The sequence below is a fragment of the Streptomyces sp. PA03-5A genome (assembly GCF_033792725.1).
GTDB lineage: Bacteria > Actinomycetota > Actinomycetes > Streptomycetales > Streptomycetaceae > Actinacidiphila.
In genome coordinates this window covers 35,800-46,710 of sequence record NZ_JARAVL010000053.1, presented here as the reverse complement: position 1 = coordinate 46,710, position 10,911 = coordinate 35,800, and the positions used below count along the sequence as shown (strand labels likewise).

Here is a 10,911-nt window from a genome sequence, read left to right as displayed (position 1 = left end):
GCCCGCGCTCCGCCATGGACGGCACTCCTTTCCAGGCCGCACTCCAGGTGAAGCCCGACACCCTGATGCAAGAAGCGAGGCGAAAGGTTGCACGGCCCACGACTCGGGTACCGGAACCGGCGCGCTCACCCAGAAGGGCCGCGCGCGACGCCTGGGCGGAGCGGACCTGAAAGCTCGTCCGCGCGACGGCGGAGGCCGGTGGCAACAGCATCCTCGTTGATCGGGCGACGGCCGCCCCCGCGCCGGATGCGGCCCGACAGGGGCGCACATACGCTGTGAGAGGACGCCCCTCTCTTTGTCGAGGTGAGAGATCGTGCCGCTCTACATCACGCTGCTGAGCTGGACCGACCAGGGGATCCGCGCCTACGCCGACACGGCCGACCGGGCCGACGCCTTCGGCGACGCCCTGCGGCGCGTCGGGGGGCGGCTCGTGGACATCTACTGGACCGTGGGGCCCTACGACCTCGTGGCGCTCGTCGAGGCGCCCGACGACGAGACCGCCGCCGCGGCGCTGCTGCGGCTCGGCGCGATCGGCAACATCCGCAGCACGACCCTGCGGGCCTTCGGGCGGGACGAGGTCGAGGGCATCATCGCCAAGGCGTCCGCCTGAGGAACGAGGGCCTCGCCACCGCACCTGGACGAACTTCGGGCGGGCCCCCGCGACGACGGGAGGACCGGGCGGAGCGCGGTCACGAGCCGTCGGCGGCCTGTTCGAAGAAGGAGCCGCGCCTCAGCCGCTCGTAGGAGGGTTCTGCCCGCGCCATCCACGCGTCCACGTCGGCGGCCATGGACGGGAACCGCTCCTTGAGGGGTGCGGCCAGGGCGGCGATCTCCTCCCAGGAGTCGGCGATCCAGGCCGATCGCTACGGCCGCGCGGAATGGGTCGTCGGACCGCAGCCACCGATTCGCCACCTGGACGATGCGGGCCATGTGCTCCGCGTCGATGATCCACGACATGGAGGGGAGCTGTTCGGAGACGTAGCCGGGGGCCCGGTGGTCGACGAGGAAGTCCATGACCTGCTCGACGTCCATTGATACCCCCTTGGTGCGGCCGGTTCCCTTGACCGGCGGGGTCACATGCCAGACGCGGGGCCGGAGCCGGGCGAGAACCTTTCCGCGGGGGCCTGAGTCCGCAACCCCCGGGAGGGGTTGCGTGTGGAGGGTGGCAAGGGGCGGGGAGGGCGGCTCGGGGTGGCGTGGTGACGGTGTCGCCGGACACGGCGCCCGCCCGGGTGGGCGCCGCCGCGTGGGAGCCGGACGGGAATGCCACCGCATGGACCCGGGGCGAATTTCTCCGCCGGGGGTGCCGCCGGGGCCCGGCGCCTCATGGCCGACGCCGGTTCGCAGCTGACCGACCCCGAGGCCGAGGCGCGGGCGGCGTTCGGGCTGACCGTCTGATCGGCTGACCGGGCCGGTTGTCAGTGGCGTCTGCTCCACTGGTCGTGGTGGCACAAGGACTCGGCAGGGGGGTGCGCGATGGGCGTGCGGTACGGCTACTTCCACACCACCGACCGCGGCACGGCGATCGACTGGGCGGTCGGGCCGGACCGGCGCGGATATCCCTGGTCGCGGCTCGACGAGGCCGGCGCCGACTGGTTCGAGATGAAGAGCCTGGATCCGGTCGTCGTGCTCGGGCAACTGATCGCCTACGCGCGGGGAACCGGTTTCGAGGCCGCGGACGAAGGACCCGAGCCGGCGTGGCCCGATCCGGCGCAGTGGCACGCGGAGCCGGGGCTGCTGATCGAGGAGATACCGGAGGACTGGCGGGACACGCTCGCGGCCGTCGGCGACGAGGCCCTGCCGGGGATCGCCGAGCGCTGGGAGGGTATCGAGGAGGTCCGCTTCGGGGACCGTCAGGAGGCCGAGGAGTGCGCGCGGCTGTTCGTCGGACTGGCCCGGCGGGCGCGGGCGGCGGGCCACACCCTGTACTGCGTCGCCTGCCTCTGACCGATTCCTGGAGGGGGTGTGCGGATAGGGCGATTCCTCGCTTTCCGCTCCGCCGTGCGGTCCGCCTTTCTTCGGGCGGCCGGAGGGTGTTGACCTGCGTTCCGGATCATCACAAGATGGCCGCGTACGGCTCTCCGCCGAGATCGCCGGCCGGGCCGTCCTCGACCGCCTCGCCCGTCGGTACGGGCAGGCCGGTGTGCGGTCCGGCGCGTCCGGAATCCTGGAAGGTCACGCGTTCATGCAGAGCTACGCCTCGGCGCAATTGGCATCACCTGGCACCTACTTCCAGACGGCTGCGTTCTGCTGCCTCGTGGCGATCGTGCTCATACGGGCGGGCCGCGTGTGGCGCCGCGCGGCGCGGGGCCTGCTCGCCCCCGACGAGCCGGTGCGCGTGGAATCCGCTCCGGCGCCCGGTCCGGTGTCCTCGCCGGTGCGGGGCGACCGGACCGTGGGGCGGGTCTACCTCTGCTTCGGCTGGTTCCTGGTGCTGGGGACGGTCGTCAACCTGGTCAACGGCGTCCGCTCGGTGTGGGGCTGAGGGCCCGTCGGGCCCTGCACGGTCAGCGGCGGAGGCTCCCCTCCGGGGTCTGAGGGCGGACCGGCGGAGCCGTGACCTCGGGAGCGCCGGTGAGCCGGGCGCAGTAGGCGGGCACGGCGGCGGCGTCGCCGGCCGCGCGTTCCAGCCGGGCCAGGGTCGAGGCGTTGACGCTCTTGTGGTGCTCCGCCGCCTTGGCGTATGTCCGGCACAGCCCCTTCAGCCCGGCGTCCGTGGGCGCGGCGAGCGGGGGCACCGAGGCGTGCGGGCCGCGTGACGGGACGGGTGGGGTCGTGAGCGGGGCCGTGGGCGTGACGGTGGTGCCGTGCGGGGACGCGGTGCGCGTGCCGCCGCCCGGGCCCGCGGGAGCGGAGGACGGCGCGGGCGACACCGGCCGGGGTCCGGCCGTGCCCGGGTGGAAGGGGCCGGGGAGCGAGACGGTCTGCGCGGCCACGGCCACTCCGCCGAGGGCGAAGGCCGCGGCGAGTCCGCCGAGCGCCGCCCTGGTGCGCCGGGCGGACCGGTCGCGGCGGGCCCGCCTCCGGCCGTGGCCGCCGCTCGTGGCGGACCGGGCCTCCCGGAAGGCCGCCAGCGCGGCGCGCTCACGTTCGGGGTCGCCCGGCAGCGGTGCCGCGGCGGCCGTGAGCAGGCGTGCGAGGGCGTCCGCCGGGCCGTCGCCGGCCGCGCTGCGGTCCGCGTCGAGGAGGCGCTCGGCCAGGGCCGCGTCCATCCGGTCGTCGTGTGCTCGGCTGTTCCTCATCCGTCAGTCCGTCACTTCTCCATGGCGCCGTCGAGGCGCTCCGCGAGGCGTTTCAGGCCCCGGTGGGCGGCCGTCCGCACCGCTCCCGGGCGTTTGCCGAGGACCTTGGCCGCGGCGGGGGCGTTGAGCCCGACCACGACCCGCAGCAGCACGGCCTCGGCCTGGTCCTGCGGCAGGGCCGCGATCAGTTCGAGCGCGCGCCGCGTGGACAGGTTCTCCAGGGCGGTGCCTCCGGCGTCCTCGAGGGTCGAGGGCTCGGCCGTGCGTTCCTCCAGGGGCGCGGTGCGCGGCCGGGCCCTGGCCCGGCGGAGGTGGTCCAGGGCCCGGTGCCGGGCAATGGTGGCGGCCCAGCCCCGGAAGGCCTGGCCGCCGCCGCGGAAGCCGCGCAGGTCCCGTACGACGTCGTGCCAGGTCTCGGAGGCCACGTCCTCGGCGTCGTCGCCGACCAGGCCGTGCAGGTAGCCCAGGAGCATCGGATGGACCTCCCGGTAGAGGGCGCCGAACGCCGTCTCGTCGCCGGCGCGGGCCCGCCGGACCGCGTCGCCCAGTTCCTCCTCGCCCATCCGGCCGCGCCGGCGGACCTCCGCCTTCCCCACTGCGTCCTCTTTGTGCTCGTCGGCCCCGTGCCGCCGTCTGCCGCGCCGCGGCGCGGCGGGCGTCACCCCTCGGCCCGGCCCGCCACGGAGAGGCAGAAGAGGCGCAGGCTGTCCACCGGCCCGTTCTCGTAGCGCTTGACGGCCTTGCCCAGCGGATTCCACACCCTTCCGTCGGGCGTCCGGATACCGAACGGCTGGCCGAATGTACCCCGCTGCTCCTCGTCGAAGTCCACCCAGGTCGCTCCGGCCGTGCGGACCAGCACCTCGCCCGTGTAGGCGCCGAAGCCGCGGAGCGTGGGGGTGACGGCCTGGAGGGGCGGCTGCTCGCCGCGGATCGCCTCGATGACGCGGTCGACCAGGCCGAGGCTGGCCGGGGAGTAGTCGAGCCTGACGCGGGAGCCCTCCCTGGCCATGGACACGACATCCGCGGCGAGACGAGGACCCAGAACCGTCGCCGGTGGATTGCTCACGTCCTGCTTCATCGTGCCCCTTCGCTCCGTCGTCCCCGTCCGCGTGTGACGCGTGTGGCTACTGAGTGGGGCGCGGCGCGCCGCGAAAGCGTTACACCGGGCGGCGGAGGCGACGGGGCCCCGTGGCGCGGACGCGCTTAGGCTGCGGGCATGGCGAACGCGACCGTACGCGAGTGGTACGAGGAAGAGGGCTGGGGCGTGCTGGACTGCCCCGAGACGCCCGGGGGGTGCTTCGCCCACTACAGCGACATCGAGATGAACGGCTTCCGCACCCTGTCCGCCGGCCAGTCGGTGGCCCTGGAGTGGGAGGCGCCCGGATTCGCGCAGGACGGGTACGACTACCGCGCCCTGCGGGTCGTCCCGAAGGGCTGAGCGGACCCGCGGGTCAGCCCACGTCCCACAGGAAGCGGTGGGTGTGGATGCCGAAGTACGGGAAGGTGTCCACCCCCGCGACCCCTTCGACGGCCCTGACGACGTCGTTGACGAAGTCCAGCAGGTCGGACGGCCCCGGGCAGACGACCTCGGCGAAGAGGGCGTAGGGCCCGGCGGTGAGGACCGCGTAGACGACCTCGTCCCGGGCGGCGAGCGTGTCCGCGACCGCGCGCGGGTCGCCGTCCACGCGGACGCCGAGGAGCGCCATCGCCTGCCCGCCCATGGCCATGGGGTCGGTGACGCCCACGACCTGCACGACCTTGCCGTCGATGAGCCGCTGCAGTCGCTGGCGGGCGGCGGACGGGGAGAGCCCGACCTTCGGGCCGAGGTCCGCGTAGGGGATGCGGCCGTCGGTCTGGAGTTCACGGAGGATGGCGCGGTCGATGTCGTCCACGGGGCTCAGCCTGCCAGTTCGGCCAGCGCACCGGCGAAGAGGGCGGTGTGGGTGTCGACGTCGGCCTCGGTGGTGGCCGGGCACATCAGGGCCATGTTGTGGAACGGCGTCATGAGGATGCCGCGGTTGGCCAGCCACAGGTGCAGGAAGTCCTCCAGCTCGGGGTCGGAGACGGCCGCCGACTCGGTGCCGTCGCGCGGCGCCGGTGCGGCGAAGCGGTATTCCGTACGGGCGCCGAGGCGGCTGACGGACCAGGGCAGGCCGTGCGCGGCGACGGCGTCGGCGACGCCCCGCTCGAAGCGGGCGGCGAGGGCGGACATGCCGGTGAACGCCTCGTCGGTGAGGACGTGTTCGAGGGTGGCACGCATGGCGGCGACGGACAGGGCGTTGCCCGCGAGGGTGCCGCCGACGCCGCCCATGTCGACCAGGTCGAGGTCGCCGCGGGACAGCAGGCGGTCGGCGAGGTCGGCGGAGAGGCCGTAGGCACCGGCCGGTACGCCGCCGGCGATGGCCTTGCCGATGGTGAGGATGTCGGGGTCGAGGTTCCAGGCGGCGGTGGCGCCGCCCGGCCCCGCGGAGAAGGTGTGGGTCTCGTCGTTGATCAGCAGGACGCCGTGCCGGCGGGTGATCTCGCGGACGCCCGCCAGGTAGCCGGGCTCGGGCAGCACGATCCCGATGTTGGTGAGGGCGGGCTCCATCAGGACGGCGGCCACGTCCCCGTGGGCGAGCTCCCGTTCCAGGCCCTCCAGGTCGTTGAACTCCGCGACACGGCTGGTCAGCGTGACGTCGCAGGGCGCTCCGACGTTGCCGGGGCGGCTCGCCCCGCCGCGCCCGCCGGGGCCGGTGACGATCAGGGACTCGTCGACGCTGCCGTGGTAGCAGTAGCTGTTGAAGAGGATCTTCTGCCGTCCGGTGACGGCCCGGGCGAGCCGGATCGCCCAGCGGTTGGCGTCCGTGGCCGTCAGCGAGTACGACCAGCGGGGCAGCCCGAAGCGGCGGGCCAGTTCGGCGCCGACCCACTCGGCGTCCTCGGTGGGGAGCATCGCCGTGGCGCCGCCCTGCTCGCGGTAGCGGCGCTCGATCGCGGTGGCGACGGGCTCCGGGGAGTGCCCGGCCATGGCGCCGGTGTCGCCGAGGCAGAAGTCGACGTACTCGTGGCCGTCGATGTCGGTCACACGGGCGCCGCGGGCACCGGCGAGGTACCGGGGGAAGGCTCCCGCGTTCTTGTTCATCCAGGTCATCGGCACCCGGCCGAAGAGGTGGCCGGCCGCCTCGTACGCGGCCCGTGACTTCGGGTTGCGGGCGGCGGCCTCGGCGGTCTCCCGGACGAGCAGTTCCTTCAGGCGGGTGCGGTCGACGGACATGGGGCCTCCTCGGCGACGGACGGCTCCGACCATACGCGTGATTCCATTGCCAATCCATCCCCCGGCGCCAGATTCGATCGTGCGAGCTATCGAATCTCCATCCGACGGTCAGCGCGAGGGCCACACGCACCTGCCGGGCGGAGCCGGCGGCCCGGCCGGAGATCCGTCACGGCCGTAGCGGGTGCGCCCGCCGGGGACCGGTGCCAGGGTGGCTGGTGTCGGTCGGTGGACGGACGGCAGGGAAAGGCGGCGATGGCCATGGCGGGACACCCGCACGCCATGCTGGTCCACAAGGTGTACGCGGCGCTCACCCGGGGCGACATGGACGCACTGGCCGGACTGCTGGCCGGGGACGCGGCCCACCACTCCCCCGGCGACCATCCGCTCGCCGGTCACTACAAGGGCCGGGACGAGATCATCGGCTACTACCGCAGGCTCGCCGAGGAGACCGACGGCAGCATGCGGGTCCAGTTGCGGCAGGTGCTCGTTGACGGCCGGGGCCACGCGATGTCCCTCCACCACCTCACGGCCGAGCGCGGGGGCGGCTACCTCGACCAGCCGGGCGGCATCGTGTTCCGCATCGTCGGCGACCGGATCACGGACCTGGACGAGTGCGTGGGCGACCTCGACGCCGCCAACCGCTTCTGGTCCTGAGCGGGCAGGCGCCCCGGGGCCCGGTCCCCCGCGGTGACGGGGAAGACCTGCACGCTGTTGCTCACCATCGACCGCAACGGCTCCGGCTCTCCGCGCGCGACGGCCGCCCGCAGGGCCGGGAAGCGTGCGAACAGCGCGGGCAGCGCGATCTCCGCCTCCAGGCGGGCCGGCGCGGCGCCCAGGCAGTGGTGCGGCCAATACCCGAAGGTGAGGTGGCGGCCGGCGGGGCGGGTGACGTCGAAGCGGTCGGCGTCGGGGCCGTGCCGCTCCGGATCGCGCGTCCGGATGCGGCGCAGGAGGCGAGGAAGGCGTCACCCCGGGGGATGACGGTGTCCCCGACCGGGATGTCTGCGACCGCGGAGCGCAGCGGGAACTGGCCCACGGGCGAGTCCCGGCGCAGGGTCTCCTCGGCGACCGCGCTCCAGCTCGCCCGGCCCGGCCGGACGAGGTCCAGCTGCCCGGGGTGGTCGAGTAGCGCCCGTACGTACAGCGCACGCTGGTCGGCGACGACGTCCTGCGGCCCGGTGGCGCTGCTCACCAGTGAACGAGAGAGCCGGTGGCACTCGTCGTGCCGCTCCCGGGGCAGCCCGAGCAGTTCGCAGACGACCCGCATCGGCAGCGGGTAGGCGAAGTGGGCGCGCAGGTCCGCGGGCCCGCCCCGGCGAGGGCGGCGGCGAGGCCGTCGAGCAGTTACGCGGCGAGCGCCTCGACGCGCGGCCGCAGCGCGGCGACCCGGCGCGGAGTGAAGGCCTGGGCGACCAGGCCCCGCAACCGCCGGTGGTCGGGGCCGCCGGAGGTCATCATGCCCGGCATGGTGACGAAGGTGATCAGCGGCCAGCCCTCGGGGACCTCGCCCTCGGCGAGGGCGCGCCAGTGGCGGGGGTCCTTGGCCGTGCGCGGATCCGCCGGCAGTTTTCTGCAGCAGGTCGTGGCGCGTGACCGCCCAGGCGGGGACAGCACCGGGGAGCTCGACGCGCGCGACCGGGCCGAGGGCGCGCAGGGCGGCGTTCTCCCCGTGCTGGTCGCGGCCGAGCGGGTCAAGGCGCAGCGGCGCGGGCTGAGTTGTCATGGACGGCATCGTGGCGTGCGCCCGCGGGCACGCGGGACCCCGCGCCACACCACCCCCCGCTCCCCCACCCTCCCCTTCCCCGATACCCCTAGGGGGTATAATTTGGTGGTGGGTGGACGGCACGGTGCCCGACGCCGTTCACCGGAACACGCACAGAACGCACGAGGAGAACCCATGTCTGTCAGCTACAGCGTCTCCGGGATGAGCTGCGGTCACTGCGAGTCCGCGGTCAGCAAGGAGGTCTCGACCCTCCCCGGTGTGATCGGCATCACGGTGGACGCCAAGACCGGCCTGCTCACCATCGACTCCGACGCCCCCCTGGACGAGGAGGCCGTCCGCGCCGCCGTGGACGAGGCGGGCTACGAACTGGTCGGCCGGGCATGACCGTCCCGGATCAGCAGCAGGTCACCCCGCGGATCGCCGCGCAGGCCGCCCCTGCGGGCGTCACCGAGCTCGAACTCGCGATCGGCGGGATGACCTGCGCCTCGTGCGCGGCCCGGATCGAGAAGAAGCTCAACCGGGTGGACGGCGTCACGGCCACCGTCAACTACGCCACCGAGAAGGCCAAGGTGGCGTTCGGGGACGGGATCGGCGTCGGCGACGTGATCGCCATCGTCGAGTCCACCGGTTACACCGCCGCGCTCCCCGCCCCGCCGGTCACCGACGCGTCGCGGGAGGAACCGGAGTCCGCGCCGGGCGAGCTCACGGCGCTGCGGCAGCGGCTGCTGACCGCCGTCGTGCTCGCCGTGCCCGTCATCGCGATGGCCATGGTCCCGGCCCTGCAGTTCCGCAACTGGCAGTGGCTGTCGCTGACCCTGGCCGCGCCGGTCGTGGCGTACGCGGCATGGCCCTTCCACCGTGCGGCGTGGACAAACCTGCGGCACGGCGCCACCACCATGGACACGCTGATCTCCATGGGCACGCTGGCCTCCTTCGGCTGGTCGGTCTGGGCGCTCTTCTTCGGCGACGCGGGCGTGCCGGGCCTGACGCACCCCTTCGAGCTGACCGTCGCCCAGGGGCACGGCTCCGCCAACCTGTACCTGGAGGTCGCCTCCGGCGTCACCGCCTTCATCCTGGCCGGGCGCTACTTCGAGGCCCGTTCCAAGCGCCGGGCGGGCGCCGCGCTGCGCGCCCTGATGGAACTGGGCGCCAAGGACGTCGGCGTGCTGCGCGGCGGGCGCGAGGTGCGCGTCCCCACGGCCGAACTGGCCGTAGGCGACCTGTTCGTGGTGCGGCCGGGCGAGAAGGTGGCCACCGACGGCCTCGTACGGGAGGGCACCTCGGCGGTCGACGCCTCGATGCTCACCGGCGAGTCCGTACCGGTCGAGGTGGGGCCGGGCCGGGCCGTCACCGGAGCCACGGTGAACGCCGGCGGCCGGCTGGTCGTGGAGGCCACCCGGGTCGGCGCCGACACCCAACTGGCCCGGATGGCCCGCCTGGTGGAGGACGCCCAGAACGGCAAGGCGGCGGCGCAGCGCCTCGCCGACCGGATCTCCGCGGTGTTCGTCCCCGTCGTCATCGGGCTCGCGCTCGCGACCCTCGGCTTCTGGCTCGGCAACGGCTCGGGCCCCACCGCCGCCTTCACCGCGGCCGTCGCCGTGCTGATCATCGCCTGCCCGTGCGCGCTCGGACTGGCCACGCCCACGGCGCTGATGGTCGGCACCGGACGGGGCGCGCAGCTCGGCATCCTCATCAAGGGACCCGAGGTCCTGGAGACCACCCGGCGGGTCGACACCATCGTGCTGGACAAGACCGGCACGGTCACCACCGGCGCCATGACCCTGACCGCCGTCCACCTGGCCGAGGGCGAGCGGGAGGACGAGGTGCTGCGCCTGGCCGGCGCCCTGGAGCACGCCGCCGAGCATCCCATCGCCCGCGCGGTCGCCCGGGCGGCCGAGGAGCGCACCGGCCCGCTGCCCGGCGTCACGGGCTTCCGCGCGCTGCCCGGACTCGGCGTCCAGGGCACCGTCGACGGCCACGAGGTCACGGTGGGCCGCCAGGAACTGCCCGAGCCGCTCCCGGCGGGGCTCGCCCGCGCGAAGGCCGAGGCCGAGGCCCGGGGCAGCACGGTGGTCACGGCCGCCTGGGGCGGCCGGGCCCGTGCCGTGCTCGTCGTCGCCGACGCCGTGAAGCCGACCAGCGCCGACGCCGTCCGCATGCTGCGCGGACTGGGCCTCACCCCGGTGCTGCTCACCGGCGACAACGAGGCGGTGGCCCGGGCCGTCGCCGCCGAGGTCGGCATCGACGCCGCCGATGTGATCGCGGACGTCATGCCGGAGGACAAGGTCGCCGTCGTGGCCCGGCTCCAGCGGGAGGGCAGGTCCGTCGCCATGGTCGGCGACGGGATCAACGACGCTGCCGCGCTGGCCCGCGCCGACCTCGGGCTCGCCATGGGCACCGGCACGGACGCCGCCATCGAGGCGAGCGACCTGACCCTGGTCCGGGGCGACCTGCGGGTGGCCGCCGACGCCATCCGGCTGTCCCGGCGCACCCTGGGCACGATCAGGGGCAACCTCTTCTGGGCCTTCGGCTACAACGTGGCGGCCCTGCCGCTCGCCGCCGCCGGGCTGCTCAACCCGATGATCGCGGGCGCCGCGATGGCCTTCTCCTCGGTCTTCGTGGTCGGCAACTCGCTTCGCCTGCGCGGGTTCCGTCCGCTCGCGCGCTGACCCCCACGGCCGCCCCCGGGG

Annotated in this window: 17 protein-coding genes; 9 read left to right on the top strand and 8 right to left on the bottom strand. The window is 74.3% G+C overall.

The annotated features are described in order from the left end of the window. The first annotated feature begins 313 nt into the window (after nt 1–313). From PV410_RS40600 to PV410_RS40585, 4 genes are all read left to right on the top strand, one after another. Complete coding sequence (locus PV410_RS40600) at nt 314–610, top strand: GYD domain-containing protein (RefSeq protein WP_500331574.1); 297 nt, start codon at nt 314–316, stop codon at nt 608–610. A 176-nt stretch (nt 611–786) separates the two neighbouring features. Continuing rightward, nucleotides 787–1,035, top strand: coding sequence for a hypothetical protein (locus PV410_RS40595; protein WP_500331572.1), 249 nt, complete (start codon nt 787–789; stop codon nt 1,033–1,035). 228 nt (nt 1,036–1,263) lie between these two features. Further along, nucleotides 1,264–1,398, top strand: a complete 135-nt coding sequence (locus PV410_RS40590; protein WP_500331570.1) for a hypothetical protein — start codon at nt 1,264–1,266, stop codon at nt 1,396–1,398. Between the two features lie 78 nt (nt 1,399–1,476). Further along, nucleotides 1,477–1,947: a hypothetical protein gene (locus tag PV410_RS40585; protein ID WP_500331569.1), complete on the top strand. Its 471-nt coding sequence runs from the start codon at nt 1,477–1,479 to the stop codon at nt 1,945–1,947. A 109-nt stretch (nt 1,948–2,056) separates the two neighbouring features. Here the strand turns inward: PV410_RS40585 and PV410_RS40580 are convergent, their stop codons facing one another. Beyond that, nucleotides 2,057–2,179, bottom strand: coding sequence for a hypothetical protein (locus PV410_RS40580; protein ID WP_499512371.1), 123 nt, complete (start codon nt 2,177–2,179; stop codon nt 2,057–2,059). A gap of 6 nt (nt 2,180–2,185) precedes the next feature. On the opposite strand from PV410_RS40580, the gene PV410_RS40575 reads away from it, so the two are divergent. Beyond that, nucleotides 2,186–2,485 (top strand): hypothetical protein, encoded by a 300-nt coding sequence (locus PV410_RS40575; RefSeq protein WP_500331567.1) that lies wholly within the window; start codon nt 2,186–2,188, stop codon nt 2,483–2,485. A gap of 22 nt (nt 2,486–2,507) precedes the next feature. On the opposite strand, the gene PV410_RS40570 is transcribed toward PV410_RS40575, so the two are convergent. From PV410_RS40570 to PV410_RS40560, 3 genes are all read right to left on the bottom strand, one after another. After that, the gene (locus PV410_RS40570) at nt 2,508–3,242 is read right to left on the bottom strand and encodes a hypothetical protein (RefSeq protein ID WP_500331565.1); all 735 of its coding nucleotides are present in this window, start codon (nt 3,240–3,242) and stop codon (nt 2,508–2,510) included. A gap of 11 nt (nt 3,243–3,253) precedes the next feature. Then, nucleotides 3,254–3,838, bottom strand: a complete 585-nt coding sequence (locus PV410_RS40565) for an RNA polymerase sigma factor (RefSeq protein ID WP_500331564.1) — start codon at nt 3,836–3,838, stop codon at nt 3,254–3,256. Between the two features lie 62 nt (nt 3,839–3,900). After that, nucleotides 3,901–4,308, bottom strand: coding sequence for a hypothetical protein (locus PV410_RS40560; protein WP_500331562.1), 408 nt, complete (start codon nt 4,306–4,308; stop codon nt 3,901–3,903). Between the two features lie 150 nt (nt 4,309–4,458). Here PV410_RS40560 and PV410_RS40555 point away from each other — a divergent pair, with 150 nt between their 5' ends. Beyond that, nucleotides 4,459–4,680, top strand: coding sequence for a S1 domain-containing protein (locus PV410_RS40555; RefSeq protein ID WP_499512378.1), 222 nt, complete (start codon nt 4,459–4,461; stop codon nt 4,678–4,680). A 13-nt stretch (nt 4,681–4,693) separates the two neighbouring features. On the opposite strand, the gene PV410_RS40550 is transcribed toward PV410_RS40555, so the two are convergent. Both PV410_RS40550 and PV410_RS40545 read right to left on the bottom strand, forming a co-directional pair. Beyond that, nucleotides 4,694–5,134 carry an Lrp/AsnC family transcriptional regulator gene (locus tag PV410_RS40550; protein WP_500331560.1) on the bottom strand — a complete coding sequence of 147 codons (441 nt, stop codon included), beginning with the start codon at nt 5,132–5,134 and terminating at the stop codon, nt 4,694–4,696. 5 nt (nt 5,135–5,139) lie between these two features. Further along, nucleotides 5,140–6,498, bottom strand: a complete 1,359-nt coding sequence (locus tag PV410_RS40545) for a transaminase (protein WP_500331558.1) — start codon at nt 6,496–6,498, stop codon at nt 5,140–5,142. 258 nt (nt 6,499–6,756) lie between these two features. Here PV410_RS40545 and PV410_RS40540 point away from each other — a divergent pair, with 258 nt between their 5' ends. Beyond that, the gene (locus PV410_RS40540) at nt 6,757–7,152 is read left to right on the top strand and encodes a nuclear transport factor 2 family protein (RefSeq protein WP_500331577.1); all 396 of its coding nucleotides are present in this window, start codon (nt 6,757–6,759) and stop codon (nt 7,150–7,152) included. A 61-nt stretch (nt 7,153–7,213) separates the two neighbouring features. On the opposite strand, the gene PV410_RS40535 is transcribed toward PV410_RS40540, so the two are convergent. Then, nucleotides 7,214–7,765 (bottom strand): hypothetical protein, encoded by a 552-nt coding sequence (locus tag PV410_RS40535; RefSeq protein WP_500331557.1) that lies wholly within the window; start codon nt 7,763–7,765, stop codon nt 7,214–7,216. Nucleotides 7,766–7,842: 77 nt separating this feature from the next. Then, on the bottom strand, nt 7,843–8,112 hold the full coding sequence (locus PV410_RS40530) for a hypothetical protein (protein WP_500331555.1): 270 nt from the start codon (nt 8,110–8,112) through the stop codon (nt 7,843–7,845). A 283-nt stretch (nt 8,113–8,395) separates the two neighbouring features. Here PV410_RS40530 and PV410_RS40525 point away from each other — a divergent pair, with 283 nt between their 5' ends. After that, complete coding sequence (locus PV410_RS40525) at nt 8,396–8,605, top strand: heavy-metal-associated domain-containing protein (protein ID WP_500331554.1); 210 nt, start codon at nt 8,396–8,398, stop codon at nt 8,603–8,605. Continuing rightward, nucleotides 8,602–10,890, top strand: a complete 2,289-nt coding sequence (locus PV410_RS40520) for a heavy metal translocating P-type ATPase (protein ID WP_500331552.1) — start codon at nt 8,602–8,604, stop codon at nt 10,888–10,890. Before PV410_RS40525 ends, PV410_RS40520 begins: the two co-directional genes overlap by 4 nt. The last annotated feature ends 21 nt before the right edge of the window (nt 10,891–10,911 follow it).

What these genes read in the sequence shown, in the direction of transcription:
- PV410_RS40595 (WP_500331572.1), top strand. Translation starts at nt 787, where the DNA reads ATGGACGGGAACCGCTCCTTGAGGGGTGCGGCCAGGGCGGCGATCTCC.
- PV410_RS40590 (WP_500331570.1), top strand. Translation starts at nt 1,264, where the DNA reads ATGCCACCGCATGGACCCGGGGCGAATTTCTCCGCCGGGGGTGCCGCC.
- PV410_RS40585 (WP_500331569.1), top strand. Translation starts at nt 1,477, where the DNA reads ATGGGCGTGCGGTACGGCTACTTCCACACCACCGACCGCGGCACGGCG.
- PV410_RS40575 (WP_500331567.1), top strand. Translation starts at nt 2,186, where the DNA reads ATGCAGAGCTACGCCTCGGCGCAATTGGCATCACCTGGCACCTACTTC.
- PV410_RS40570 (WP_500331565.1), bottom strand. Translation starts at nt 3,242, where the DNA reads ATGAGGAACAGCCGAGCACACGACGACCGGATGGACGCGGCCCTGGCC.
- PV410_RS40555 (WP_499512378.1), top strand. Translation starts at nt 4,459, where the DNA reads ATGGCGAACGCGACCGTACGCGAGTGGTACGAGGAAGAGGGCTGGGGC.
- PV410_RS40545 (WP_500331558.1), bottom strand. Translation starts at nt 6,498, where the DNA reads ATGTCCGTCGACCGCACCCGCCTGAAGGAACTGCTCGTCCGGGAGACC.
- PV410_RS40540 (WP_500331577.1), top strand. Translation starts at nt 6,757, where the DNA reads ATGGCGGGACACCCGCACGCCATGCTGGTCCACAAGGTGTACGCGGCG.
- PV410_RS40535 (WP_500331557.1), bottom strand. Translation starts at nt 7,765, where the DNA reads ATGCGGGTCGTCTGCGAACTGCTCGGGCTGCCCCGGGAGCGGCACGAC.
- PV410_RS40525 (WP_500331554.1), top strand. Translation starts at nt 8,396, where the DNA reads ATGTCTGTCAGCTACAGCGTCTCCGGGATGAGCTGCGGTCACTGCGAG.
- PV410_RS40520 (WP_500331552.1), top strand. Translation starts at nt 8,602, where the DNA reads ATGACCGTCCCGGATCAGCAGCAGGTCACCCCGCGGATCGCCGCGCAG.